Source organism: Vibrio rubrogenes, from assembly GCF_059641415.1.
Genome location: NZ_JCARSY010000001.1, coordinates 341,388 through 367,791, shown reverse-complemented (window position 1 = coordinate 367,791; position 26,404 = coordinate 341,388). Strand labels below are relative to the sequence as shown.

The window sequence follows — 26,404 nt, the reverse complement described above, 5'->3', positions numbered from 1 at the left end:
CCATCCAGTTGCTGTGCGTTGAATGGCGCTGTGCTATGGTGGTTTTGAGGTTACGATGCCGTCTATCTTGGTGTGATAGCTTAAGAGTCGGCTTGGAATGGCGTGTATAAGATGAATGATTGGCAAGATGTAAAGAGTGTCGTTGTCGTTGGTTTGGGGATCACGGGCCTTTCGGTCGTGAAATATCTTGGTAGATATCATCCGAATATTGCTGTCAAAGTTATTGATACCCGAGACAATCCTCCGGGATTGAGTGAGTTACCGACGGGGATTGAATGTCATCAAGGCGGCTGGTGCAGTGAATGGTTAGCAGCCGCTGATTTAGTCGTCATTAATCCCGGCATCGCGTTAGCGACGCCAGAAATTCAACATGTCATCCAGACTGGCACTCCCGTTGTCGGTGATATTGAGTTATTTGCCTGGCATATCGACAAACCTGTCATCGCCATTACAGGCTCCAATGGCAAGAGTACCGTCACTGATTTAACCGGAAAAATGGCCGCTGCGGCCGGTCTTCGGGTGGCTGTAGGTGGTAATATCGGTGTTCCGGCACTGGATTTGATTGATGAGTCTGTTGATTTGTATGTTCTGGAGTTGTCTAGTTTTCAACTAGAGACGACGAATGATCTAAAACTGAAAGCCGCGGCGTTTTTGAATTTGTCTGAAGACCATATGGATCGCTATCGGGATATTGATGGATATCGTCAGGCAAAACTGCGTATTTTTACTCATACCGAAGCCGCTATCGTCAATCGCGATGACCCAGAGACATATCCTGACGCTTTCTCCGGTGAGGTTGTTACTTTTTCTATTTCGCAAGCGGCCGATTTTTCTCTTCAATCTATTGATGGTTGTGAATATCTGATAGCGAATGGACATCCGGTGATTGCCTGTGATCAACTCAAGTTAGTCGGACGACATAACTTAGCTAATGTTTTAACTGTATTGGCACTGTTGCAACACTCAGGGATTTGCTATGAAAAAGGGCTTGATGTCCTCAAATCTTACACTGGATTGACACATCGGTGCCAAGTTGTTGAAGATAATCGTGGGATTCAGTGGGTCAATGATTCTAAGGCAACGAATGTTGCCAGTACACTGGCAGCGCTATCGGGTTTGGCTTTAAAAGGGACGTTGTATTTGTTAGTCGGTGGTGTCGGTAAAGGAGCAGATTTTTCACCGTTGGCTCCGGTTCTGAATTCACTGAATGTTCGGCTCTGTTGTTTTGGGCGTGATGGTCAGCAGTTTATGCAGTTGCACCCGGCAGCAAAACTGTACGATACGATGGCTGATGTGATTGCCGATATTGCACCTCAGTTGTTACAAGGAGATATCGTGATGCTTTCACCTGCCTGCGCCAGCTTTGATCAGTTTAAGAATTTTATGGCAAGAGGCGATGCTTTTGCCGACTTAGCGCACCAATACGCATAATGTAGGGTTATTTGTGTCACTCGTATCGAAAGCAACCGCCAGAATGATCCGATGGCTGAAGACCCCGAGTCCTCAGGTATTGTTTGATCGGCAATTGGTATGGATTGCACTGGGACTGGTGTTAATCGGTTTGGTGATGGTGACTTCGGCATCATTTCCCGTGAGCTCGCGGCTGACCGATCAACCGTTCCATTTTATGTTTCGGCAGGCGACTTTTTTAGCGTTGGCATTAGTTGTGTCTGCTGTGGTTTTGCAAGTCCCCTTACATCGTTGGTTCCAGTACAGTTCATTGCTATTAGCGATCTCATTTGTGCTGTTGGTGATAGTACTGATTACCGGGAAGTCGGTGAATGGTGCGTCTCGTTGGATTCCTTTGGGGCTGTTTAACCTACAGCCTGCAGAAGTTGCAAAACTGACGTTATTTATTTTTATGTCTGGCTATTTGGTCAGAAAGCATGATGAAGTCAGGCAAACCTTTTTTGGCGGGTTCATGAAACCGATTATGGTGTTTTCATGTCTGGCTATTTTACTGCTACTGCAGCCTGACTTGGGAACCGTTATCGTGATGTTAGTAACTTTATTCGGCATGCTGTTTATTGCCGGAGCAAAGTTGTCACAGTTTATTGCGTTGATGGTCGCCGGAGTGCTTTCAGTGATTGGACTGATCATTGCTGAACCGTATCGGATTCGCCGGGTGACATCGTTTCTCGACCCCTGGGAAGACCCTTTCGGCAGTGGTTATCAATTGACACAATCACTGATGGCTTTCGGGCGTGGTGGTTGGTTTGGTCAGGGACTCGGAAATTCGATTCAAAAGCTGGAGTATTTACCTGAGGCGCATACCGATTTTGTCTTTGCCGTCTTAGCCGAGGAACTTGGATTCGTCGGGGTTGTTCTGGTCTTACTGTTACTGATGTGGCTAGTGATGAAGGCGGTATTCATTGGTAAAAAGGCATTTGAACATGAACAACAGTTTGGCGGATATCTTGCTTTCGGTATTGGTATTTGGTTTGCCTTTCAGACCTTGGTCAATGTTGGTGCCGCTGCCGGGATTGTTCCGACCAAGGGGTTAACGCTGCCACTGATTAGTTATGGTGGTTCGAGCTTAATTGTAATGTCTGTCGCGGTTTCAATTTTATTGAGAATTGATTTTGAATGCCGGCTCGCAGATGTGGAAAAAGAAGTTGTAAAGAACGCAGATGATCAAGAATAAACGTTTAATGGTAATGGCGGGTGGTACAGGCGGACACGTTTTCCCCGGGCTTGCCGTTGCCAAAGCATTACAAGCTCAAGGATGGGAAATCCGTTGGTTGGGAACATCCGACAGAATGGAAGCTGAATTGGTTCCTAAGCACCAGATTGACATTGATTTTATCCAAGTCAAAGGATTGCGGGGACAGGGAATTTTACGTTTATTAAAAGCGCCGTTTCAAATTATCAATGCAATTTTTCAGGCCAGAGCTTATATCAAACAGTGGCAACCTGATGTGGTGTTAGGCATGGGCGGCTATGTCAGCGGTCCCGGAGGTGTTGCGGCATGGTTGTTGGGGATCCCCGTTGTATTGCATGAACAAAATGCGGTTGCCGGTTTAACCAATCGTTGGCTTGCTCGCATTGCCCGACGTGTTTTTCAGGCCTTTCCCGGGGCATTCCCGAATGCAGATGTTGTCGGTAATCCGGTGCGGAGTGATGTTGCCCGACTGGCGGAACCGATGCAGAGAATGAACGGTCGCAATGGTCCCGTTCGTATCTTGGTGATGGGCGGGAGTCAAGGCGCTCGTATTTTGAACCAAACCATGCCTGAAGCGATGGCATTATTACCGCATGACACATTTGAAATTCGTCATCAGGCCGGTAAGGGAAATCAATCGTCCGTTGAGGAACAATATCGCCAGCAACAGATCGAGTCTGTTCATGTCACAGAGTTTATCGATGATGTGGCAGAAGCTTATGCATGGGCTGATTTGCTGATCTGTCGATCCGGGGCGCTAACCGTTTCCGAAATAGCCGCTGTCGGTGTGGGGGCCATTTTTGTTCCTTTCATGCATAAAGATCGTCAACAAGCTCTGAATGCCGATCATTTGGTTGCCGCAGGGGCTGCGCTCATGATCGAGCAACCCCGACTCAGCGCGCAGATAATGGCTGATGCCATTGCTCAACTTGACCGAAGTCGATTGCTCGATATGGCCGTCAAGGCCCGAGAAGTCGCGCAGCCTGATGCCGATAAGATCGTTGCGAATGCGATCATCTCTTTAACTGAATAATGGAAAGTTTCATGACCATGACATATACGCCCGATCTATCCCAGCTAAGAACAATCGTTCCTGAAATGCGTCGGGTTAAATGCATTCACTTTGTCGGGATTGGCGGTGCCGGAATGAGTGGTATTGCTGAGGTTCTATTGAATGAAGGCTATCAGATCACCGGATCTGATATCGCGGCAAATGCGATCACCGATAATTTAAAAGCGAAAGGTGCGACCATTCATATTGGGCATCAGGCGGCAAATGTTGCACAAGCGAGTGTTGTTGTTGTTTCCACTGCAATTGATATGAACAACCCTGAACTCGTTGAAGCCAGAGAGAGACGTGTGCCGATTGTGCGTCGGGCAGAAATGTTGGCTGAACTGATGCGGTTCCGTCATGGGATTGCTGTCGCGGGGACACATGGAAAAACGACGACGACTGCTTTAGTCACACAAATCTATTCCGAAGCCGGGCTAGATCCGACGTTTGTCAATGGCGGATTAGTCAAAAGTGCAGGGACCAATGCAAGGTTGGGGAGTAGCCGTATTTTAATCGCGGAAGCCGATGAAAGTGATGCCTCTTTCTTACACTTGCAGCCGATGGTCAGTATTGTGACCAATATCGAAGCAGATCATATGGATACCTATCAAGGAGATTTTGAAACTCTGAAACGGACGTTTATCGAGTTTTTACATAATTTGCCTTTTTATGGACAGGCGATCCTCTGCATTGATGATCCGGTAGTCCGGGAACTGATTCCTCAATTGAGTCGCCATGTGGTGACATATGGCTTCTCATCGGATGCCGATGTTCGTATCGAAAATTATCAACAAAACGGCCAGCAGGGTAAATTTACCGTGGTCCGTAAAGGGCGTTCTGATTTATCGATTACCTTGAATATTCCGGGACGACATAATGCGATGAATGCTGCTGCTGCGATTGCCGTCGCGACGGAAGATGACATTAGTGATGAAGCGATTTTGAAAGCGATGGAAAGTACTCAGGGAACCGGTCGCCGCTTTGATCACTTAGGTGTATTTGATTCAGGGCGAGGCAAGGTCATGCTGGTTGATGATTATGGCCATCATCCGACCGAAGTAGATGTGACGATTCAGGCTGCCAGAAGTGGTTGGACAGAAAAACGTTTAGTGATGATTTTTCAACCACATCGCTATAGTCGCACCCGAGATTTATACGATGACTTTGCCAATGTACTTGAACAGGTTGATGTGTTGATTATGCTGGATGTTTATCCGGCAGGAGAAAAACCGATTGCCGGAGCTGATGGGCGTTCATTATGCCGGACGATTCGAAGCCGTGGCAAAATAGACCCAATTTTTGTTCCGGATACTCAGATATTACCGAGTGTTCTCGCCAATGTATTACAAGATGGTGACTTAGTGCTGACGCAAGGCGCTGGCGATATTGGCAAAGTAGCGAGACAATTAGCATCATTGCAGTTGAACATCGAAAAGATGCAACAAGTAGGATAAAAAACTAGTATTTATCTGTTGCAAAAATGGGGAAGTTGGCATCAGAGCTAAATTTCTGTTTTTCTTTATTTGATACTTTTAGTGAGCTCAGTATAATCCGAAAGTTATAGTGAATGTTTTTGCCGCAATTGTAATTCGAAAGCAGGATGTACAAAGTCAATTGATGGCTGACGGTGAACTTGAATGAAGCAAATATTAATGAGAAGCCATCAGCTGTCACTATCACCATGGTTCAGAGAACGAGTCTGGGGTGGGATTTTTCTGTTATCGGTGACTTTCTTCATCGGGTTGTTACTTTATTCTGCGTTAAGTTGGATGTGGGATGAAGACCGATTACCGTTGTCCCGAATCATTTTGCAGGGACACTTGAAGTATGTCACGGCACATGATGTCCAGCAGGCGTTTGCCACGTTGGATCACGTCGGAACATTTATGTCTCAGGATGTGGATCAGTTACAACGTAGTGTTCAAATGATCCCTTGGGTTGAACATGCGTCGATTCGTAAGCAATGGCCTGATACGATTAAAGTGTTTCTGACTGAACATCAAGTTCAGGCAATATGGAACGGTCAGTCTCTTTTAGACGAACATGGTGTTGTGTTTCATGGCGATTTAGGGCTTGTGCAAGGGGAACATGTCAAATTATATGGTCCGGAAAATTCGTCAGTTGAAGTACTTGATATGTGGCGAAAATATAATCCTGAGTTTCAAAAGTTAGGATTGAATATTTCCTCTCTATTGCTGAATGAACGCAGAGCCTGGCAGATAATACTGGATAACGGTATTCGCCTTGAACTGGGGAAAGAATCCATCAAGGAGCGAATCATGAGGTTCGTTGCACTTTATCGTTATTTTGGTCAAAAAGCTGAAAAAATAAGCTATATTGACCTCAGATATGATACCGGAGCTGCTGTCGGGTGGTTTTCGGAACAAGAGTTAGAGCAAGAGAATACAACGGATGACAAAAATGACCGATGACAACATAATTGTAGGTCTCGATGTTGGCACGGCAACTGTTTCTGCTTTAGTCGGAGAAATATTGCCTGATGGGCAGATTAATATCATCGGTGCAGGAACAAGCCCATCCAGAGGAATGGATAAGGGTGGTGTCAATGATTTGGAATCGGTTGTAAAGTCTGTTCAGCGAGCGATCGATCAAGCTGAACTGATGGCTGAGTGTCAAATTCGCAATGTTTTTTTATCAATCTCTGGTAAACATATTGCGAGTCGGATTGAAAAGGGAATGGGGACAATTTCTGAGGAAGAAGTTTCTCAGGAAGATATGGATCGAGCCATTCATACAGCGAAATCAATTAAGATTGGCGATGAGCAGCGAATCCTGCATGTCATTCCCCAAGAATTTACAATTGATTACCAAGAAGGCATTAAAAACCCGCTTGGTTTATCAGGTGTGCGCATGGAAGTCAGTGTACACCTTATTTCCTGTCATAATGATATGGCTAGAAATATTATTAAGGCTGTGGAGCGTTGCGGGTTAAAAGTTGAACAACTGGTCTATTCAGGACTTGCTGCCAGCAACGCTGTGATCACTGAAGATGAACGAGAACTCGGTGTCTGTGTGGTCGATATCGGTGCCGGAACGATGGATATTGCAATTTGGACTGGCGGTGCACTGCGTCATACGGAAGTTTTTTCGTATGCCGGCAATGCTGTGACTAGTGATATTGCATTTGCATTCGGGACGCCAGTCAGCGATGCTGAAGAGATAAAAGTAAAATATGGATGTGCATTGAGTGAGTTAGTCAGTAAAGATGACACGGTCAATGTACCCAGTGTCGGGGGACGTCCTTCCCGTAGTTTGCAGCGTCAAACCTTGTCGGAAGTGATAGAGCCTCGCTACACTGAATTAATGGGACTGGTTCACCAGACTATCGATACTGTGCAGGAAAAGTTACGATCCGAAGGGATCAAACATCATTTAGCTGCGGGGATCGTCCTGACGGGTGGTGCTGCTCAGATTGAAGGACTGGTTGAATGTGCGGAACGTGTTTTCCGCAATCAGGTTCGTGTTGGAAAACCACTTGAAGTGAGTGGACTCACGGACTACGTAAAAGAGCCGTATCATTCTACGGCGGTTGGTTTACTCCATTATGCAAGGGATAGTCAAATTAGCGACGAGACAGAATATAGCGAACCTAAACGCCAATCGATGTCCGGACTATTTGGTCGTTTGCGTAATTGGATACAGAAAGAGTTTTAACCTGAGTTGCAGGAAAAACGGAGATAACACATGTTTGAACCGATGATGGAAATGTCTGACGATGCTGTAATTAAAGTCGTTGGAGTTGGTGGCGGCGGCGGTAACGCTGTAGAACACATGGTGCGTGAATCCATCGAAGGCGTGGAATTCATCAGTGTTAACACAGATGCACAGGCACTTCGTAAGACGAGTGTAAGTACTGTGATTCAAATTGGTGGCGATATCACCAAAGGGTTAGGTGCTGGTGCAAATCCTCAAGTAGGACGTGATGCTGCTCTTGAAGATAAAGAAAAAATTAAAGAATCCCTAATGGGTGCCGATATGGTGTTTATCGCAGCTGGTATGGGTGGTGGAACCGGTACTGGAGCAGCTCCAGTGATTGCTGAAGTAGCAAAAGAACTGGGTGTGTTAACGGTTGCTGTGGTCACCAAGCCTTTTAGCTTTGAAGGAAAGAAACGGCTCGCCTTTGCAGAACAAGGCATTGAAGAGTTATCAAAACATGTTGACTCTTTGATTACGATTCCGAATGAGAAGCTGCTTAAGGTATTGGGACGCGGTATCACGTTACTTGAAGCCTTTGCCAGTGCGAACGACGTATTGAAGAATGCAGTTCAGGGGATTGCTGAATTGATTACCCGCCCCGGCATGATCAACGTGGACTTTGCAGACGTGAGAACAGTCATGTCTGAAATGGGACATGCAATGATGGGGAGTGGTGTCGCAAAAGGTGAAGACCGGGCAGAAGAAGCCGCTGAAATGGCTATTTCTAGTCCGCTGCTGGAAGATATCGACCTCGCAGGTGCACGTGGCGTATTGGTTAACATTACCGCTGGTCTTGATATGCGTCTGGATGAGTTCGAAACGGTTGGTAATACGGTGAAAGCATTTGCTTCGGATAACGCAACTGTTGTTATTGGTACCTCGCTTGACCCGGATATGGCTGATGAAATTCGTGTCACTGTTGTTGCAACAGGCATCGGCAATGAGAAAAAACCGGATATTACGCTTGTTGCCGGTGGCAAAGCAAACTCACAGGCTGTCGGTACTCAGCAACCAGTCACTTCATCACAGCAAGGCGGTGTTCCTCATGTTGCTGCGAAAACTGAAGAGAAAGTGGCACCGAAGTTGCAAGGAAATGTTGAGTCAAAATCTCAGCCTTCATCGGCAAATTCTCAAGGCGCAGGTCAGAGTACTGCTCCGAAAGAGAAAGAAAGTGGTTATCTCGATATTCCAGCTTTTTTACGTCGTCAGGCTGATTGATTTATCATAATTTGACACCGCTCACAATTGTGATATTATTTGCGGCCAATAAGTAAATTGGCCGTGTTTTGTAGCACTGACATTGAGGCAAGCAGATGATCAGACAACGTACGTTGAAAGAGATAGTGAAAACAACTGGGGTGGGACTTCACTCTGGTCGAAAAGTCACGTTAACTCTTCGCCCTGCCGCTGCAAACACCGGTATTATTTATCGCCGTACTGACGTTACACCACCTGTTGATTTTCCGGCAAATCCAGAAAATGTACGTGACACCATGTTGTGTACAGCGCTTGTGAATGACGAAGGCATCCGGATTTCTACCGTAGAGCACTTAAATGCTGCTCTTGCTGGGATGGGAATCGATAATGCAGTGGTTGAAGTCGACGCACCGGAAATTCCGATTATGGACGGAAGTGCCAGCCCATTTGTATTTCTCTTACAGCAAGCGGGTATTGAAGTTCAGAATGCGCCGAAGCGATTCATTCGGGTGAAAAAGCCAGTTCGTTTTGAAGATGGTGATAAGTGGGCCGAATTAGTCCCTTACCAAGGTTTTCGGATGGATTTTGAGATTGATTTTAACCATCCAGCAATTGAATCCGATGAACAGCGACTATTGTTTGACTTTTCGTCTCAATCGTTTGTTCGGGATATTTCCCGAGCGAGAACATTCGGTTTCATGCGTGATATCGAATACCTGCAGTCACAGAATCTTTGTCTGGGTGGTAGTTTTGATTGTGCAATCGTTCTGGATGACTATCGTATTCTGAATGAAGACGGCTTACGTTTTGCAAATGAGTTCGTTACGCATAAAGTTTTGGATGCCATTGGTGATCTTTACATGTGTGGTCATTCTATTGTTGGTGAATTCAGAGCTTACAAATCCGGACATGGTCTGAACAATCAGTTATTACGCACTCTTCTAGCAGACCAGGAAGCATGGGAATGGGCAACGTTTGGTGAAGAGGTCGGTTCTCCGGTTGCTTTTGCCGATCCGAGTACTGTACTCGCATAATCGACTATATTTTTCGTATAAAAAACCAGACATCATGTCTGGTTTTTTACATTTGGCCGTTGCTAATATGAGTGAGTTGAAGAGTTACTCGTTTTTCTTGTTGGCAAGACAGGCAATATTTTCCAGTCTTTTTTTCACTTTCGGTGAAGCATGATCTGCGATGCATTTGAGTAGATCTGCTGTTTGAGAAGAAATTACTCGTGGATTTTTAGGCATTTTATCTTCACTTGAAGATGAAGCGGTTCGATAAATTGACGGATTGATCACCACTTCTAGACTGATCAGGTGAGCAAATCCCTGACTGCGTAAAAGACTCAGAATTTGCAAGCGTTCATAGTCCACTTTCATCTTGATTGCCGCGCTGGCAACTTCCAGCACTAAATGGTTGCGGCGAAGATTTGCCACGCGCACATAAGGCTGAGATCCCTTTGGAAGCAGCGGCATAATAATCTGACTGAGACGATTGATTGACTCAGCATGTTTCTGAATCTCTTTCAGCTTTGAATGGCTGATTAGCTCATTCGTCGCAGTCGGGCGGTGGTTTCTCATCATAGGATCCAGTTTGCATCACTCTTGCTGTTCTATTCTATCTCAAATCGCTCGTCAATGCCGTGTCCGGTGTTTCTTTCTTCGTTTGATGAATCATTTTAAGTGTTGCAATCAAACAAATCGTTGGTGATATTGGTGATCAGACTAAAAATTCCTTACACTATGTCCTTCTTAAAAAGGATTGCCTTGAAAAACCATCGATAAGCCTCAATATCATCGGATAGACATGATTTATCTCAGTACACTTAGTTGATGACTGGTAGAGACTGATGGAACAAGAATAGATCTCAAATGATCTAAGCATAGAGAGATTCGGATAAAAATGATAACTAAGCTACTGACTAAGGTTATTGGTAGCCGCAATGACAGAACATTGCGACGCCTGAGAAAAATTGTTAAAGAAATCAATAATTATGAACCTGTTTATGAAGCGTTCTCTGATGAAGACTTAAAAGCGAAAACGATTGAATTTCGGGAGCGCTTGGCTCAGGGAGAAACACTCGATCAACTCCTTCCTGAAGCGTTCGCAACGGTTCGTGAAGCATCTAAACGCGTGTTCGGGATGCGTCATTTTGATGTTCAGCTGATTGGTGGGATGGTCCTCAATGGCGGACAAATCGCTGAGATGCGTACTGGTGAGGGGAAAACCCTGACTGCGACACTGTCTGCTTACCTGAATGCTTTACCGGGATACGGTGTCCATGTGGTCACTGTGAACGATTATCTCGCCAAACGGGATGCTGAAACCAACCGACCGCTGTTTGAGTTTTTGGGCATGACTGTTGGTGTCAACGTCCCAGGCATGATGCCTCAAGAGAAGCAACAAGCTTATCTGGCTGATATTATTTATGGGACAAACAATGAATTCGGCTTTGATTACTTGCGCGATAATATGGCATTTCGCAAAGAAGACCGTGTTCAGCGAGCTCGCTTTTTTGCAATCGTCGATGAGGTGGACTCTATTCTTATTGATGAAGCCAGAACGCCATTGATTATTTCCGGTCCTGCTGAAGACAGCTCTGAATTGTACACCCGCATTAATACCTTGATTCCTTCGCTGGAAAGGCAAGAGAAAGAAGACTCGGAAGAATACCGTGGTGACGGGCACTACACCGTTGATGAGAAAGTGAAACAGGTCTATCTGACTGAAACCGGGCAAGAATATGTCGAGGAACTGTTGGTTAAAAATGGCCTGATGAATGAAGGCGATACACTATACTCTCCGGCGAATATCAGCCTGCTCCATCACGTGAATGCAGCGCTTCGAGCGCATGTGTTGTTTGAGAAAGATGTCGATTACATCGTCTCAAACGAAGGTGAAGTGATTATTGTCGATGAACATACCGGACGGACAATGCCTGGTCGTCGCTGGTCTGATGGTTTACATCAAGCGGTCGAAGCCAAAGAAGGGGTGAAAATCCAAAATGAGAACCAGACATTAGCCTCGATTACCTTCCAGAACTACTTCCGTCTCTACGACAAACTGTCAGGTATGACAGGGACTGCCGATACCGAAGCATTCGAATTCCAGACGATTTATGGTTTGGAAACAGTGGTTATCCCAACCAACAAACCGATGATCCGTGATGATATGGCGGACGTTGTCTACCGGACCGAAGCCGAGAAATTTGCCGCAATCATTGAGGATATCAAAGAGCGTGTGCAGAAAGGCCAACCTGTGTTGGTCGGGACGATTTCGATTGAGAAATCTGAACTGCTGTCTCAGGCTCTTAAAAAAGCCAAAGTAAAACACAATGTATTGAATGCTAAGTTTCATGAAAAAGAAGCTGAAATTGTTGCTGAAGCGGGTAAGCCCGGTTCTGTTACGATCGCAACCAATATGGCTGGTCGTGGGACAGATATCGTATTAGGCGGTAGCTGGCAGTCAAAAGTGGATGCTCTGGATAATCCGACTCAGGAACAGATTGATCAAATCAAAGCGGAATGGCGAAAAGTACATGAACAGGTACTTCAAGCCGGTGGTTTGCATATTATCGGTACTGAGCGGCATGAATCTCGTCGGATCGATAACCAGTTGAGAGGACGTTCCGGTCGCCAAGGGGATCCGGGGTCATCGCGTTTCTATCTTTCCATGGAAGATGCTCTGCTGAGAATCTTTACCTCAGATCGAATGGCTGGCCTGATTCAAAGTGGTATGGATGAAGGAGAAGCGATTGAAAGTAAACTGCTGTCCCGTTCGATTGAAAAAGCACAACGGAAGGTCGAAGGACGCAACTTCGATATTCGTAAGCAGTTGCTGGAATATGATGATGTTGCCAATGATCAGCGTAAGGTTGTTTATGAACTCCGTGATGAGTTGATGGAAGCGGAAGATATTCAGGAAATGCTCGAGCAGAACCGCTTCGATGTGTTCACCGCAGTCATTGACGAATATATTCCACCTCAGTCACTGGAAGATATGTGGGATATTCAGGGATTACACAATCGCCTGAAGCATGATTTTGATCTGAATTTGCCGATCCAGTCATGGCTGGATGAAGATGATAAGTTGTATGAAGAAGTCCTTCGTGAGCGCATCATTCAAGAAGCCGTTAAAGTTTACCAAGAGAAAGAAACATTAGTGGGCGCGGAAGTGCTGCGTAATTTCGAAAAATCCGTCATGCTACAAACGCTGGATACATTATGGAAAGAGCATCTGGCAGCGATGGATCATTTACGACAAGGGATACACTTACGCGGATATGCACAAAAGAACCCTAAGCAGGAATATAAGCGCGAGTCGTTTGAACTGTTTGAAGGTCTGCTCGATTCTCTGAAATCTGATGTGATTACCATTCTGTCAAAAGTTCGGGTTCAACAACCTGAAGAAGTTGACGAGATGGAAGCACGTCGTCAGGCTCAAGTTGAAGAGGCTGCTCGTTATGCGCAAGCACAACATGCTGCGAGTGATACTTTACAAGGCGACGAATCACAAGAAGGGCAGCAGCCGCTGGTTCGTGAAGAGAAAAAAGTCGGACGTAATGAGCCTTGTCCATGTGGCAGCGGTAAAAAATATAAGCAATGCCATGGCCGCATTGCATAAAAATTCAATATGATTTGAGAGCCGCTGAGAAAGCGGCTCTTTTTTTGCCATGCAATTATCGTTAGACTTGATGGACAACGCTGTACCAGAGGAATGTATGAAAAGAACACATATTGTTGCTGCGATCATTTTCAATCAGGATCAATCACAAGTTTATATTACCAAGCGACCTGCTCATCTGCATAAAGGCGGATTTTGGGAGTTTCCCGGCGGTAAAGTGGAAAGCGGAGAGTCAATTGAAGCAGCGATTCACCGTGAGTTAGACGAAGAGATTGGTATTGAGGTCACGGTTCAACATCCTTATCAACATCTGACTCATGATTATCCGGACAAGTCACTGGTGTTCGATTTTATCTCGGTAACGGATTTTACCGGCACACCTTATGGCAGAGAAGGTCAGGAAGGGCGATGGGTTTCTGTTACTGCACTGGCCGACTATCAATTTCCTGAAGCCAATGAACCTATCGTTGAACAACTTATTCGTGATTTTTCCCGCTGAGCCGAGTCGGCGTCGAGGCAGCGATATTACGTCAGAAGCGTGAACAAGCCTAGCCACATTGACTGAATATTGGTAGTTTAGACAAATAAATTGATATATATGAAATACGGATGGAGTTTTCGATTCGTATCTGAGCAGAATGGAGAAGTTCGCAATGGTTAAAATTGCAATAGCAGGTGCTGCTGGTCGAATGGGCCGCAACCTAGTCAAAGCTACGCATCATCATGATGTCGCAACTGTGGGAGTTGGTTCTGAACGTCCTGAATCATCACTGATAGGGGTTGATATCGGAGAGTTATGTGGTGAGGGACATTTTGGTGTCTCATTGGTTGATAATCTGGAAAATGCAATTGATCAATTTGATGTCATTATTGACTTCACGTCCCCCGTGAGCACTTTGGCAAATATCGCGTTATGTAAAAAGCACGGCAAAAGCATTGTGATTGGCACCACTGGATTTTCTGAGCCCGAGATTGCACAAATTCATCAGGCAGCACAAGATATTCCGGTTGTCATGGCTCCCAACTATAGTGTCGGTGTGAATTTGGTATTCAAGTTACTGGAAAAAGCCGCCAAGGTGATGGGGAGTTACTGTGATATCGAAATTGTCGAAGCTCACCATCGCTACAAAGTGGATGCACCGTCCGGGACAGCCTTAGGTATGGGAGAAGCGATTGCTCATGCAATGGGTAATGAACTGAAAGATGTGGCTGTCTATGCCAGAGAAGGAATTACGGGTGAAAGACGTCGGGAAGAAATTGGTTTCGCGACGATTCGTGCCGGAGATATTGTGGGTGAACATACCGCAATGTTCGCTGATCTTGGTGAGCGGGTTGAGATTTCACATAAAGCGTCTGACCGGATGACTTTTGCCAATGGTGCTGTGAGAGCTGCGATTTGGTTATCAGACAAACCCGCTGGTTTTTACACTATGACCGATGTCCTTTCTCTTAATCAGCTTTAAATACATAATTATGCGCTGGATCTCTCCGGCGCATTTGATTTTCGCTCAAATTATAAATTTTATTTTTACACCATCATCAGTCACGCGAGTGGATTTTTTATTTTATATAATAAAAGATATGGTGTTCTATTTGTATTAAAGGCAAGAAAAGTTATCTTTTGGCGCTTCCGTTATCGATTGCGTTGGTTTATTTATTTTTTTATGAGTTTTTTTTCTACATTTCTCCTTTTTTTGACTTATGTCTCCCTTTAGTCGTTTGATAATGCATATTTAATGTGTCTTTTTACTCTGTTCGTTTTATTTTTTTATATAACTCGGTAAAAAAACATATTTGATAAGTTTTGAATATTGACACAAATCACACATATCTATAGAATGCGTCTAATTTGTCCGAAATACACTATGGTTCTAACCTATAGTGATTAAGGAAGGCAAATTTGCAGTTTAATCTAAATTTTTTGCATTTTTATTCTGGAGGTTGTCTTGAGCAAGTCAGCACTGTTAGTCCTAGAAGATGGGACAGTGTTCCACGGACTGTCCATTGGCGCAGATGGCGTCTCCGTTGGTGAAATCGTTTTTAATACCTCGATGACGGGGTACCAAGAAATCCTCACTGATCCTTCCTACTCTCAACAAATCGTTACTCTGACTTATCCCCACATTGGCAATACCGGCACCAACTCAGAAGATGAAGAATCCTCAGACATTCATGCCCAAGGGCTGATCATTCGTGATTTGCCATTGATTGCATCGAACTTCAGAAGTGAGCAGAGCCTATCTGAGTATTTGAAGGGCCGAAATATCGTTGGAATCGCGGACATCGACACACGAAAACTGACTCGGATCCTTCGTGAGAAAGGCGCTCAAAGCGGTTGTATTATGGCGGGTGATAACTTGGATGAGTCACTTGCTTTAACTAAAGCGAAAGAGTTTCCGGGCCTGAAAGGCATGGATTTGGCAAAAGTTGTGACGACCAAAGAAGCTTATGAGTGGACGCAAGGATCTTGGTCTTTGGCAAGTGGATTCCCTCAGGCTAAACATGACAGTGAGCTCCCTTATCATGTCGTTGCATACGATTTTGGTGCCAAGAGAAACATTCTGCGGATGTTGGTTGACCGCGGATGTCGTCTGACCGTTGTACCGGCAGAAACACCAGCAGAAACGGTTTTAGCAATGAATCCTGATGGTATTTTCCTGTCGAATGGACCGGGGGATCCGGAACCTTGTACATATGCCATTGAAGCGACAAAAACCTTTTTGGAAAAAGAGATTCCAGTCTTTGGTATCTGTTTGGGACACCAAATCCTCGCACTTGCCTCGGGTGCAAAAACCATCAAAATGAAGTTTGGTCACCATGGTGCGAACCATCCGGTCAAAGATCTCGAGCGCAATGTCGTGATGATTACCTCGCAAAACCACGGCTTTGCAGCAGATGAAGCCAGTTTGCCGGCAACGCTGAAAGCGACCCATAAATCATTATTTGACGGTTCTCTTCAAGGCATTCATCGTACTGATAAACCTGCGTTTAGTTTCCAGGGGCATCCCGAAGCGAGCCCCGGGCCACATGATGCAGCGCCTCTATTTGATCACTTTATTGAACTTATCCAACAACACCGTGCTTAATTCGGAGCGAGTAGACGATGCCAAAACGTAGTGACATACAAAGTATTCTTATCTTAGGTGCGGGTCCGATTGTAATCGGCCAAGCCTGTGAGTTTGATTACTCCGGAGCTCAAGCATGTAAGGCTCTGAGAGAAGAAGGTTATCGGGTTATTCTGGTCAACTCGAATCCGGCAACGATTATGACTGATCCTGAGATGGCAGATGCGACTTACATCGAGCCGATTCAGTGGGAAGTTGTCCGTAAAATTATTGAAAAAGAACGTCCTGATGCCGTACTGCCGACGATGGGTGGTCAGACAGCGTTGAACTGTGCACTTGAGCTGGATCGCCAAGGGGTTCTGGCTGAGTTCGGTGTTGAAATGATCGGTGCAACTGCCGATGCGATTGATAAAGCGGAAGACCGTTCTCGTTTCGATGCTGCGATGAAATCAATTGGTCTGGAATGTCCCCGGGCGGATACTGCAAAGACCATGGAAGAAGCTTATCAAGTCCTAGAGAAAGTCGGCTTTCCATGTATTATCCGTCCGTCGTTTACGATGGGTGGAACCGGTGGTGGTATCGCTTATAACAAAGAAGAGTTTGAAGAAATCTGCCACCGCGGATTAGACCTTTCTCCAACCAATGAGCTGCTGATTGACGAGTCGCTGATTGGCTGGAAAGAGTATGAAATGGAAGTGGTTCGAGATAAGAACGACAACTGTATCATCGTCTGTTCAATTGAAAACTTTGATCCAATGGGGATTCACACCGGGGATTCAATTACGGTTGCTCCGGCTCAGACATTAACAGATAAAGAATACCAGCTGATGAGAAACGCCTCTTTAGCGGTATTACGTGAAATCGGTGTTGAAACCGGTGGATCGAATGTGCAATTCGGTATCAATCCGGAAGATGGCCGGATGGTGATTATTGAAATGAACCCGCGGGTTTCTCGCTCTTCTGCACTGGCATCGAAAGCGACGGGTTTCCCGATTGCTAAGATTGCAGCGAAGCTGGCGGTTGGTTTCACGCTTGACGAGTTGACCAATGATATTACCGGGGGCGCAACACCGGCATCGTTCGAACCAACGATCGACTATGTGGTGACCAAGATTCCTCGGTTTAACTTTGAAAAATTTGCCGGTGCCAATACCAAACTCACAACTCAGATGAAGTCGGTCGGTGAAGTGATGGCGATTGGGCGTAACCAACAAGAGTCTCTACAAAAAGCACTACGTGGTCTTGAAGTTGGTGTTGACGGCTTTGATGAAATGGTTGATCTGGATTCTCCGGAAGCACTGACTAAGATTCGTCATGAGCTGAAAGAAGCCGGTGCTGAGCGTATCTGGTACATCGGCGATGCTTTCCGTGCCGGCATGTCTGTTGACGCAATCTATAACCTGACAGGGATTGATCACTGGTTCCTTGTTCAGATTGAAGAGTTGATTCAGCTGGAAACAGAGATTAAAACCAATGGCTTTGCCGGATTGACCCAAGATGTGCTCCGTCGTATGAAACGCAAAGGTTTCGCCGATGCACGTCTATCTAAATTGGTTGGTGTTTCTGAACATGAAATTCGTCGCTTGCGCGATCAGTTCGACATCCATCCGGTTTATAAGCGTGTCGATACGTGTGCCGCGGAATTTGCTTCTTCAACCGCCTATATGTATTCCTCATATGATGAAGAGTGTGAAGCCTATCCGACGGACAGGAAGAAGATTATGGTTCTGGGTGGTGGCCCGAACCGTATCGGTCAAGGCATTGAGTTTGACTACTGCTGTGTTCATGCCTCGTTGGCATTACGGGAAGACGGGTATGAAACCATCATGGTTAACTGTAACCCTGAAACCGTTTCGACAGACTACGATACCTCTGATCGTCTCTACTTTGAGCCGGTGACATTGGAAGATGTCTTAGCAATTGCCCGGGTTGAGAAGCCTACGGGGGTCATCGTTCAGTATGGTGGTCAGACACCGCTGAAACTGGCGCGTGCGTTAGAAGCCGCCGGTGTGCCGATTATCGGAACCAGCCCGGATGCTATTGACCGTGCCGAGGATCGCGAGCGTTTCCAACAAGCGGTTGATCGTTTAGGTCTCAAACAGCCGGAAAACGCAACCGTCACAGCACTTGAGCAAGCCGTAGATAAAGCCAAAGAAATAGGCTATCCATTGGTTGTGCGTCCATCTTATGTCCTCGGTGGCCGTGCGATGGAAATTGTGTACGATGAAGCTGATTTACGTCGTTATTTCAATGAAGCGGTCAGTGTCTCCAATGAATCTCCGGTCTTGCTGGATCATTTCCTTGATGATGCGGTCGAAGTCGATATTGACGCGATTTGCGATGGTGAACGTGTCGTCATCGGTGGCATTATGGAGCACATTGAACAGGCTGGGGTTCACTCTGGTGATTCTGCATGTTCACTGCCAGCTTATACGCTGAGTCAGGATATCCAGAATGTCATGCGTGAGCAGGTTGAAAAACTGGCGTTTGAACTGGGTGTCCGCGGATTGATGAATACACAGTTCGCAGTCAAGAACAACGAAGTTTATCTGATTGAGGTCAACCCACGCGCTGCGCGGACGGTACCGTTTGTCTCTAAAGCAACCGGAGCGCCGCTGGCAAAAATTGCTGCGCGGGTGATGGCCGGACAGAGTCTGGAACAACAAGGCTTTACTCAAGAAATCATTCCACCGTATTACTCGGTGAAAGAAGTTGTATTGCCATTTAATAAGTTCCCGGGGGTTGACCCACTACTTGGTCCTGAGATGCGTTCAACCGGAGAAGTGATGGGTGTCGGGCGCACATTTGCTGAAGCGTTTGCAAAAGCGGAGTTGGCATGTGGTTGTGTCTACCCTGAAGGCGGACGTGCGCTGATCTCTGTTCGCGAAAGCGATAAGCAGCGTGCGGTTGCTTTGGCAGAAAAGTTGGTTCGATTAGGCTATCAACTGGATGCAACGCATGGCACGGCAGTAGTTCTGGGTGAAGCTGGTATTAATCCTCGTCTGGTAAACAAGGTGCATGAAGGGCGTCCTCATATTCTTGATCGGATCAAGAATAATGAATATACCTACATTATCAACACAGCTTCCGGGCGTCAGGCCATTGAAGATTCAAAAGTTCTACGCCGAGGTGCGTTGGCTGAGAAAGTCAATTATGCAACGACCCTGAATGCTGCATTTGCCACTGCGATGGGGCATACCGCTGATCCGAAAGCTTCTGTTATTTCTGTACAAGAAATGCATGAGCAAGTCAGACGACGTGCTTAATCAATAACGCGTCCGTTGTTGTGTGTTATCAAAACCCGGGATTTTCCCGGGTTTTTTGATCGCGACACGTTCATCTGCGCATCATACGTAATGATGAATATATGGAATAGGACGCTGTCCGTGTTTTCACTATATCTGTTTATTTTTAAATGGTAATTTTGAGCCCTATCTAATCGCTTAAGGAATAATATGGAGATTTCAATCGATATACTGGCGTTGCTTTTTGTGGCATCGTCACTGGCTGGATGTATTGATGCGATTGCCGGTGGTGGCGGTTTGATTACACTACCGGTGTTAATGGCTACCGGTATCTCACCGGCACAAGCGATTGCAACCAATAAACTGCAAAGTTCATTCGGTAGCTTTTCTTCTACATTTTATTTTGTCCGTAATGGTTTGGTTTCTCTGCGGCAAATGTGGATGGCAATTGTTTGTACCTTTATCGGTGCTGCCATCGGTGCTGAATTAGTGCAGATTTTGGATGCTGAGCTATTAACCAGCTTGATTCCCGGCTTATTGATTGCGATTTCACTGTATTTTTTACTGGCTCCCCAAACCAAGGCTGAGACGGATAAAAAAGCGGCGTTATCCGACGGATTGTTTGCTTTGCTGGTTGGAACAAGTATTGGATTCTACGATGGTTTCTTCGGTCCGGGGACCGGGGCAATCTTTGCCGTTTGTTTTGTCGTCATTAGCCGGTTGTCGATTATTGAAGCAACAGCACGCGCGAAAGTACTGAATTTTACATCGAATATTGCAGCACTGATTTTCTTTCTGGCTGCAGGACTACCGATCTGGAAACTTGGACTGGTGATGGCTGTCGGACAATTTCTCGGGGCGAGAGTCGGCGCTCGCATTGTGATTAATCAAGGTCAGAAATGGATTCGGCCACTGGTTATTCTGATGTCTTTATCCATGGCTCTGAAGTTACTTTGGGAACAGCATCAACAATGGCTGCTATCAGTGATTTGATACGTGGAGAACGGTAAGTCATCGCCCTCAAACAGAGATGAACCGGGCGGTATAACGGCTGAAGTTCCTCAAAGCTGAAACAGTAACGAGGTACGATCGACAGGGTATGCACGATGGATAGTGGGATCAAAGCTGGTGCGACGCCTTGTAATGCAAGCTGTGCCGCAGCTGTGTATGAATCCATTTCCATGATGGGCGTAATCGCGAGATGGTCCAGCACGGATGCCTGATAAGTATTAGCACTGTTAGACAGATCATTGGTGATAATTTGTTGCGGAAGCTGTTGCAGTGGTGTCTGACTGACAATAAAAACCGGTTCATTGTAGAGATGAAAGGTTTGCAGGCCATGATTACCGGGCAGATAACCGGCACACAGCCCGAGAGTGGCTTTGCCTGACCGGACATGTTCAACGATTCTGGGAGTGTGATTGGTGGTGATAGTAATTCTGGGATCATGGCTGAAATATTCTCCCATCACATGACTGAGTAAACCTGCCACCAGTGTTTCTGAACAATCAAAGCGGATCAGGGTGTGATCTTCCAGTGCTTGTTGTTCGAATATTAATCCGCTCAGTTCATGAAAGCTCGGGCCGACTCGCTCGATAAGAGCCTGAGCATCAGCCGTGAGTTTGATGTGCCGTCCATCGGGCACAACCAGTTTTTTCCCCAGTCGGTTTTCTAAATTGGCGATGCGTTTGCTGACAGCAGACTGACTGATATAAAGCACGCTCCCTGTCCGACTCATGGTCTTTTCTTTGCTGAGAATCAAGAGCGTTTCAATACCTTCAAGCAACATGGGTTTCCGAATCAATCAAAGAGAGCTTTCGCTTACTTTAGCGAAAGCTGTCTCTGATTGCGATAAAGGAATGCTTGAGAGGAAAAAAATGTGTCCAGAGGCAGGCAGAGACAAGGATACTAGCGATTAATGGCAAAAACCGGGAGTGATAAATGCCAACGAATTGCACCAAGACGAATGATTAGGGTCGAGAGGAACCCGGATAAGAATGCCGTCTTGTGGTCGTAGCCCATTTGCAGTGCCGTGGTATGGAAAATTCCACCGATGATGCAGGCGGTTGCATACACTTCGCTGCGCAGCACCATCGGTATTTCTCGGGCGAGAATATCGCGAATGATACCGCCGCCACATCCGGTCAGAACGCCCATAATAATGGCGACCAGCGAAGAATCCTGATAAAGCAGTGATTTATCGACACCAATGCCAACAAAGACAGACAACCCGATAGCGTCACAGACCGGCAGAACCCACCACGACAGGCGTTTGGGGCGACGGACGATGAGCATCGTCAGGAAGCTGGTGGCAAGAATGACCCAAAGATAGGTGGTATCGGTAATCCAGAATACCGGGGTGGCTCCCAAAGCAATATCGCGCATGGTTCCACCGCCAATTGCGGTCACGCTGGCAAGGACGACCACTCCGAATGGGTCCATTTTCAAACGGCCTGCTAACAGTACACCGGAAATGGCAAATACAATTGTTCCGAATAAATCAATCAGATAGAGAAACATACGTTGAGGGGTTCCACAATATTATTTGAGTACAGAATTATTTGAGCACAGAGCGATTATTTTTAGGTATAGAGAAAAACAGGGCGCATTGTACGGGAAAACCGCGTTAATCGATAGTTTTATAGCCAGACTTTTCAGTTGATAAAGTCTGGCTATTTTTTCGGGCCTCATCAAGGTAATCACAGATTTCTTCAATCGCTCGAATGGTTCTGGGGGTAGGACGATTGAGCCAGTCTGAATTGAGCGTCCAGACCTGATGCAAGCGAACGGCTGGAATGCGAGGCCAGTCTGTCCACATATGCAGATTTTCAACCGCATGGCGGGAATTAAAAATGACGTCAGGCTGGGCCAGTAATACCTGCTCCCGGCTCACTTGCGGGTAGGGGGCCGGGCTATTTCTAAACACATTTTCTCCGCCACAAAACTCAAACACTTCACTGGGCCAGCGATTTTGAGCGATGGTGATGATAGGTTTCTCGCTGAGTTGGTAGAAGAAACGAACCTTCCGGGCATGTTGATAACGCTGTTTTAGGGCTGCCAACTGCTGGCGAAATTGTTGCGCATTTTTACGGCCAATCTGAGGATCATCGGCATACTGGCTGAGTGCTTCGATATTATCAGCAATGTCGTCTAAGCGATGAATTTGAGAGGGATAGGTTCGAACCCCCATCTGTTTCAGTTTCTGTAATTCCCGGGGCGGATTGCCATCCGGCCAAATGATCACTAAATCCGGTTTAAGGCTGAGAATTTTTTCAATCTTAATCCCTTTATAGTTGGCAACTTTGGGTAAGTTTTTTGCTTCGGGCGGATAGTCGCTGTAATCACTGACGGCAACGATTTTATTGCCGAGACCGGCAGCATAGGCGAGTTCTGTTGCGTGAGGCGCCAGCGTAATAATGCGTTGAACCGAGGTCGCTGCTGTTGTGAAACTCGGGATAAAAAGCAGCAATGCGAATAAATGAAGTCGGTGAATCAACATTTGGTAACCTTGTGATTGAGACAGCTTACGCATGAGTCGTTTATGATCCGGGCTATTTATGATTTAGAACAGTTGTGCAGCGATGAAGATCAGCAGACTTTCGACACCGATCCAAACATAAGTGCGTTGATTGAGCAGCCGCTGAATCTGGAACAGATGTAAGGCCGAGGGAATCACCCTGCCACCGAGTTTGGCCCGGACACTTTTTTTCCCCGCATAAATTGCCGGCCCACCGAGCGAAAGATTGAGTTTATGGCCGACCGAACACAGGAGCCAGCCGACGGTTCGGGATGGCCAGGAACAACTTTGCTGGCGAGTTTGGGTCCAGATTGATGACAGGCTTTGCCCGGCCATCAGTAACAGCGCAAAGAGTCGGGCCGGAATCCATTCACACCCGGCGTTGAGGCGACTCGCTGCCAGACCAAAAGGATAGTTGTCTGGAACAGACGGTGACCAAACCCGGCTTAGCTCAACAATCAGACGGTACATGAAGGCACCGATGCCACCCAGTAAGCCATACCAGAACAGGACTGTAATGACCTGACGGGCTTGACCGACAATCAGTAACTCAGCACTCGCCTTACCCAAACCAACCACGGACAGGGTATCCGTCTGACGATTGAGTCGCTCTGCGAGTAGCTGGCGGGCTTGGGGTTTATCCTCTACCGCCAGTGCCTGAAACAATGGTTTACTCAACGAGGTTAATCCTCGCCAGTCGAGGGCCAGAATTAATAATAACAGGTGATAGAGTTCAGGTTGCCAGACCAGCGGTTCCAGTGCGACCAGAACCATCAGTGCCGGAATCAGCATCATCAATGTGGCTAATGTGCCGGACAGGGTTCGCTGTGCATAGCTTCCTTGCGTATTCACCTTTTCAGCCAGAATCTCTGCAAACTTATGCCACAACAGGGCTGGGTGAGCTGCTCTTGGCAAAGGCAGCACAAGATGAATCAGCAGCGCTCCCCACATGATGAAGAGCGCACTGTGTGTTTGCAGGATTTCTTGAAGATGATTCATGAGCGTCGGAAACGGTCAGATTATGCCTGACTAAGACGTTCTAGAATCTTCAGAACCATCTCCGAAGAACTCGCAGCAGCGAGGGGTAAGAACTCATCAAACGACATCGGTGATTCTTTATCTGCTACGTCAGAAATTGCCCGGACAACCACAAACGGCGTGTTGAACTGATGGCAAGTCTGCGCAATTGCTGAGGCTTCCATCTCAACGGCAATTGCTTGTGGGAAGTTTTGGCGGATCAATGCTTGTCGTTCCGGCTGACAGACAAAAGTATCGCCAGTACAAATCAGACCGTGTACCGCATGTTTGTCTGCCAATTGTGAGAGCGCATCTTCTGCCAGTTGAATTAATTTTTCATCGGCCTGGAAAGCTGCGGGCTGGCCTGCCATTTGACCGATTTCATAGCCAAACGCAGTCACATCGGCATCATGGTGTCTGACTTCAGTTGAAATGACAACGTCACCCATCGTTAGTGATGGATCAAAACCACCGGCCGAACCCGTATTGATGACGACATTCGGTTTGTAGAGTTCTAACAGCAAGGCCGTGCCGACTGCCGCGGCAACTTTACCGATACCTGATTGGAGAAGTACTACATCCAAACCGTTGATTTGACCAGAATAATAGGTGCATCCACCTTTTTTTTCTTGTTGCAGATTCTGGATTGACGATTTGAGAATCGCGACTTCTTGCTCCATTGCGCCAATGATGCCAATTTTCATATCAAGTCTCTTTTTCTTTATTCAGATTAGCGCTGAGTTTAGCATGATTTTTTGGGATTCAACTAGTTATCCGCAGCGGAATCCGGCGCAAAAAAATCCCAGCACCGAGGTACTGGGAGATGATTGCCGGTGAAAAACACACAGTTTGAATGGCCCGCAATGAGCTCGGTTATTTAGACGTCCAAATAGTCCAGAATGCCACCGGCAGCTTTGCGGCCTTCGTCAATGGCGGTGACAACCAGATCGGAACCGCGTACCGCATCGCCACCGGCGAAGATTTTTGCGTTGGTGGTCTGATAAGGGTACTGACCGTCATCCGGTGCTTTGAGACGCCCCCATTGATCCAGCTCGACCCCAAAGGGTTCCAGCCATGGCATGGCATGAGGCTGGAAGCCAAATGCCATAATGACGGCATCGGCAGCAAGCACATGTTCACTGCCCGGGACAGGCTCCGGGCGACGCCGACCGGCTTCATCCGGTTCACCCAGTGCGGTTTTGACTACTTTCACACCGGTGACCTGACCACGGTCATCCACTTCAATACCGAGCGGTTGCAGGTTAAACATGAACTCTACACCTTCTTCTCTGGCGTTTTTGACTTCTCGGCGTGAGCCCGGCATGTTCTCTTCATCGCGTCGATAGGCACAGATAACATGTGATGCTTGTTGGCGGATTGAAGTGCGGACACAGTCCATTGCTGTATCTCCTCCGCCTAACACGACCACGTTTTTTCCGGCCATATCAATAAAGGGTTGTGGATCTTCCAGCTGCATCACACGATAGGTATTGGACACCAAAAACGGTAAGGCATCATACACTCCTTTGGCATTTTCATTTTCCAGCCCGGCACGCATGTTTTTATATGTGCCGACGCCAAGAAATACAGCGTCGTATTCATCGAGCAACGATTGAAGTTCGACATCTTTACCAACCTCAGTATTCAACCGGAATTCAACGCCCATTTCGGTAAAAATGCGTCGTCGGTTTTGCATCACTTCTTTTTCCAGCTTGAATGAAGGGATTCCGAAAGTGAGCAATCCACCGATTTCGGGATAGCGATCAAAAACGACCGCTTTGACCCCGTTTCTGACCAACACATCAGCTGCCGCTAAACCTGCGGGGCCGGCACCGATAATCGCGACCTTCTTGTCTGTCCACTCGACTTGAGAAAGATCGGGTTTCCAGCCCATTTCAAAGGCTTTATCGTTAATATATTTTTCAATATTCCCGATGGTGACCGCACCGAAATCGTCATTCAGTGTACAAGACCCTTCACACAGACGGTCTTGCGGGCAAACCCGGCCACACACTTCCGGCAGACTGTTGGTTTGATGCGAGAGTTCCGCCGCTTCGATAATCCGGCCCTCATTAGCCAGTTTCAGCCATTGAGGGATGTAGTTATGGACCGGGCATTTCCATTCACAATAGGGGTTGCCGCAGTCGAGACAGCGATCTGCCTGAGCGGTTGCCTGTTGACGGGTAAAGGGTTCATAAATTTCAACAAATTCGATTTTGCGTATATTCAGCGGCTTTTTGGCCGGATCGACACGATTGACATCAATGAACTGATAAACGTTCTGGCTCATTATAATCTGGCTCC

At 46.6% G+C, this 26,404-nt stretch carries 21 protein-coding genes; 14 read left to right on the top strand and 7 right to left on the bottom strand.

Annotated elements, in window-relative coordinates; genetic code table 11:
• Window positions 1-111 precede the first annotated feature (111 nt).
• From murD to lpxC, 8 genes are all read left to right on the top strand, one after another.
• Complete coding sequence (murD, locus tag AC55NX_RS01710) at window positions 112-1,431, top strand: UDP-N-acetylmuramoyl-L-alanine--D-glutamate ligase (protein ID WP_496994169.1); 1,320 nt, start codon at window positions 112-114, stop codon at window positions 1,429-1,431.
• A gap of 43 nt (window positions 1,432-1,474) precedes the next feature.
• Window positions 1,475-2,644, top strand: a complete 1,170-nt coding sequence (gene ftsW, locus AC55NX_RS01705; protein WP_496994250.1) for a cell division protein FtsW — start codon at window positions 1,475-1,477, stop codon at window positions 2,642-2,644.
• Entirely contained in the window at window positions 2,631-3,695 is a 1,065-nt protein-coding gene (murG, locus tag AC55NX_RS01700) for an undecaprenyldiphospho-muramoylpentapeptide beta-N-acetylglucosaminyltransferase (protein ID WP_496994168.1), read from the top strand. Before ftsW ends, murG begins: the two co-directional genes overlap by 14 nt.
• 11 nt (window positions 3,696-3,706) lie before the next feature.
• Window positions 3,707-5,170, top strand: a complete 1,464-nt coding sequence (murC, locus tag AC55NX_RS01695) for a UDP-N-acetylmuramate--L-alanine ligase (RefSeq protein WP_496994167.1) — start codon at window positions 3,707-3,709, stop codon at window positions 5,168-5,170.
• A gap of 183 nt (window positions 5,171-5,353) precedes the next feature.
• Complete coding sequence (locus AC55NX_RS01690) at window positions 5,354-6,148, top strand: cell division protein FtsQ/DivIB (protein WP_496994166.1); 795 nt, start codon at window positions 5,354-5,356, stop codon at window positions 6,146-6,148.
• Window positions 6,129-7,391, top strand: coding sequence for a cell division protein FtsA (ftsA, locus tag AC55NX_RS01685; RefSeq protein WP_059121513.1), 1,263 nt, complete (start codon window positions 6,129-6,131; stop codon window positions 7,389-7,391). Before AC55NX_RS01690 ends, ftsA begins: the two co-directional genes overlap by 20 nt.
• A gap of 30 nt (window positions 7,392-7,421) precedes the next feature.
• The gene (gene ftsZ, locus AC55NX_RS01680) at window positions 7,422-8,651 is read left to right on the top strand and encodes a cell division protein FtsZ (protein WP_496994165.1); all 1,230 of its coding nucleotides are present in this window, start codon (window positions 7,422-7,424) and stop codon (window positions 8,649-8,651) included.
• 95 nt (window positions 8,652-8,746) lie between these two features.
• Complete coding sequence (lpxC, locus tag AC55NX_RS01675) at window positions 8,747-9,664, top strand: UDP-3-O-acyl-N-acetylglucosamine deacetylase (protein WP_496994164.1); 918 nt, start codon at window positions 8,747-8,749, stop codon at window positions 9,662-9,664.
• 84 nt (window positions 9,665-9,748) lie between these two features.
• On the opposite strand, the gene AC55NX_RS01670 is transcribed toward lpxC, so the two are convergent.
• The gene (locus AC55NX_RS01670; RefSeq protein ID WP_496994249.1) at window positions 9,749-10,213 is read right to left on the bottom strand and encodes a DUF721 domain-containing protein; all 465 of its coding nucleotides are present in this window, start codon (window positions 10,211-10,213) and stop codon (window positions 9,749-9,751) included.
• 322 nt (window positions 10,214-10,535) lie between these two features.
• Between AC55NX_RS01670 and secA the strand changes: the two genes are divergently transcribed.
• The 6 genes from secA to AC55NX_RS01640 all read left to right on the top strand — a co-directional run bounded on the left by secA (window position 10,536) and on the right by AC55NX_RS01640 (window position 20,559).
• A complete protein-coding gene (gene secA / locus AC55NX_RS01665; protein WP_496994163.1) occupies window positions 10,536-13,256 on the top strand; it encodes a preprotein translocase subunit SecA in 2,721 nt (906 codons plus the stop codon).
• 97 nt (window positions 13,257-13,353) lie between these two features.
• The gene (gene mutT / locus AC55NX_RS01660) at window positions 13,354-13,755 is read left to right on the top strand and encodes an 8-oxo-dGTP diphosphatase MutT (RefSeq protein ID WP_059121508.1); all 402 of its coding nucleotides are present in this window, start codon (window positions 13,354-13,356) and stop codon (window positions 13,753-13,755) included.
• Between the two features lie 154 nt (window positions 13,756-13,909).
• The gene (dapB, locus tag AC55NX_RS01655; protein WP_496994162.1) at window positions 13,910-14,719 is read left to right on the top strand and encodes a 4-hydroxy-tetrahydrodipicolinate reductase; all 810 of its coding nucleotides are present in this window, start codon (window positions 13,910-13,912) and stop codon (window positions 14,717-14,719) included.
• 483 nt (window positions 14,720-15,202) lie between these two features.
• The gene (carA, locus tag AC55NX_RS01650) at window positions 15,203-16,342 is read left to right on the top strand and encodes a glutamine-hydrolyzing carbamoyl-phosphate synthase small subunit (protein ID WP_059121506.1); all 1,140 of its coding nucleotides are present in this window, start codon (window positions 15,203-15,205) and stop codon (window positions 16,340-16,342) included.
• 17 nt (window positions 16,343-16,359) lie between these two features.
• On the top strand, window positions 16,360-19,587 hold the full coding sequence (gene carB / locus AC55NX_RS01645; RefSeq protein ID WP_496994161.1) for a carbamoyl-phosphate synthase large subunit: 3,228 nt from the start codon (window positions 16,360-16,362) through the stop codon (window positions 19,585-19,587).
• A 189-nt stretch (window positions 19,588-19,776) separates the two neighbouring features.
• The gene (locus tag AC55NX_RS01640) at window positions 19,777-20,559 is read left to right on the top strand and encodes a TSUP family transporter (RefSeq protein WP_496994160.1); all 783 of its coding nucleotides are present in this window, start codon (window positions 19,777-19,779) and stop codon (window positions 20,557-20,559) included.
• Here the strand turns inward: AC55NX_RS01640 and AC55NX_RS01635 are convergent.
• From AC55NX_RS01635 to AC55NX_RS01610, 6 genes are all read right to left on the bottom strand, one after another.
• Window positions 20,483-21,355, bottom strand: a complete 873-nt coding sequence (locus tag AC55NX_RS01635) for a LysR family transcriptional regulator (protein WP_496994159.1) — start codon at window positions 21,353-21,355, stop codon at window positions 20,483-20,485. The genes AC55NX_RS01640 and AC55NX_RS01635 overlap by 77 nt on opposite strands.
• Window positions 21,356-21,474: 119 nt before the next feature.
• Entirely contained in the window at window positions 21,475-22,086 is a 612-nt protein-coding gene (locus tag AC55NX_RS01630; RefSeq protein ID WP_496994158.1) for a TRIC cation channel family protein, read from the bottom strand.
• Window positions 22,087-22,192: 106 nt separating this feature from the next.
• A complete protein-coding gene (gene btuF / locus AC55NX_RS01625) occupies window positions 22,193-23,065 on the bottom strand; it encodes a vitamin B12 ABC transporter substrate-binding protein BtuF (RefSeq protein ID WP_496994248.1) in 873 nt (290 codons plus the stop codon).
• A 63-nt stretch (window positions 23,066-23,128) separates the two neighbouring features.
• The gene (locus tag AC55NX_RS01620; protein ID WP_496994157.1) at window positions 23,129-24,082 is read right to left on the bottom strand and encodes a cobalamin biosynthesis family protein; all 954 of its coding nucleotides are present in this window, start codon (window positions 24,080-24,082) and stop codon (window positions 23,129-23,131) included.
• Window positions 24,083-24,102: 20 nt separating this feature from the next.
• Complete coding sequence (mtnN, locus tag AC55NX_RS01615; RefSeq protein WP_496994156.1) at window positions 24,103-24,804, bottom strand: 5'-methylthioadenosine/S-adenosylhomocysteine nucleosidase; 702 nt, start codon at window positions 24,802-24,804, stop codon at window positions 24,103-24,105.
• Window positions 24,805-24,977: 173 nt separating this feature from the next.
• Window positions 24,978-26,390 (bottom strand): FAD-dependent oxidoreductase, encoded by a 1,413-nt coding sequence (locus AC55NX_RS01610; RefSeq protein WP_496994155.1) that lies wholly within the window; start codon window positions 26,388-26,390, stop codon window positions 24,978-24,980.
• Window positions 26,391-26,404 lie beyond the last annotated feature (14 nt).

What these genes read in the sequence shown, in the direction of transcription:
- dapB (WP_496994162.1), top strand. Translation starts at nt 13,910, where the DNA reads ATGGTTAAAATTGCAATAGCAGGTGCTGCTGGTCGAATGGGCCGCAAC.
- AC55NX_RS01640 (WP_496994160.1), top strand. Translation starts at nt 19,777, where the DNA reads ATGGAGATTTCAATCGATATACTGGCGTTGCTTTTTGTGGCATCGTCA.
- AC55NX_RS01690 (WP_496994166.1), top strand. Translation starts at nt 5,354, where the DNA reads ATGAAGCAAATATTAATGAGAAGCCATCAGCTGTCACTATCACCATGG.
- mutT (WP_059121508.1), top strand. Translation starts at nt 13,354, where the DNA reads ATGAAAAGAACACATATTGTTGCTGCGATCATTTTCAATCAGGATCAA.
- mtnN (WP_496994156.1), bottom strand. Translation starts at nt 24,804, where the DNA reads ATGAAAATTGGCATCATTGGCGCAATGGAGCAAGAAGTCGCGATTCTC.
- carB (WP_496994161.1), top strand. Translation starts at nt 16,360, where the DNA reads ATGCCAAAACGTAGTGACATACAAAGTATTCTTATCTTAGGTGCGGGT.
- AC55NX_RS01635 (WP_496994159.1), bottom strand. Translation starts at nt 21,355, where the DNA reads ATGTTGCTTGAAGGTATTGAAACGCTCTTGATTCTCAGCAAAGAAAAG.
- lpxC (WP_496994164.1), top strand. Translation starts at nt 8,747, where the DNA reads ATGATCAGACAACGTACGTTGAAAGAGATAGTGAAAACAACTGGGGTG.
- secA (WP_496994163.1), top strand. Translation starts at nt 10,536, where the DNA reads ATGATAACTAAGCTACTGACTAAGGTTATTGGTAGCCGCAATGACAGA.
- murG (WP_496994168.1), top strand. Translation starts at nt 2,631, where the DNA reads ATGATCAAGAATAAACGTTTAATGGTAATGGCGGGTGGTACAGGCGGA.
- ftsW (WP_496994250.1), top strand. Translation starts at nt 1,475, where the DNA reads ATGATCCGATGGCTGAAGACCCCGAGTCCTCAGGTATTGTTTGATCGG.
- AC55NX_RS01620 (WP_496994157.1), bottom strand. Translation starts at nt 24,082, where the DNA reads ATGAATCATCTTCAAGAAATCCTGCAAACACACAGTGCGCTCTTCATC.
- murD (WP_496994169.1), top strand. Translation starts at nt 112, where the DNA reads ATGAATGATTGGCAAGATGTAAAGAGTGTCGTTGTCGTTGGTTTGGGG.
- murC (WP_496994167.1), top strand. Translation starts at nt 3,707, where the DNA reads ATGACCATGACATATACGCCCGATCTATCCCAGCTAAGAACAATCGTT.
- AC55NX_RS01610 (WP_496994155.1), bottom strand. Translation starts at nt 26,390, where the DNA reads ATGAGCCAGAACGTTTATCAGTTCATTGATGTCAATCGTGTCGATCCG.
- ftsA (WP_059121513.1), top strand. Translation starts at nt 6,129, where the DNA reads ATGACAAAAATGACCGATGACAACATAATTGTAGGTCTCGATGTTGGC.
- AC55NX_RS01670 (WP_496994249.1), bottom strand. Translation starts at nt 10,213, where the DNA reads ATGAGAAACCACCGCCCGACTGCGACGAATGAGCTAATCAGCCATTCA.
- btuF (WP_496994248.1), bottom strand. Translation starts at nt 23,065, where the DNA reads ATGTTGATTCACCGACTTCATTTATTCGCATTGCTGCTTTTTATCCCG.
- AC55NX_RS01630 (WP_496994158.1), bottom strand. Translation starts at nt 22,086, where the DNA reads ATGTTTCTCTATCTGATTGATTTATTCGGAACAATTGTATTTGCCATT.
- ftsZ (WP_496994165.1), top strand. Translation starts at nt 7,422, where the DNA reads ATGTTTGAACCGATGATGGAAATGTCTGACGATGCTGTAATTAAAGTC.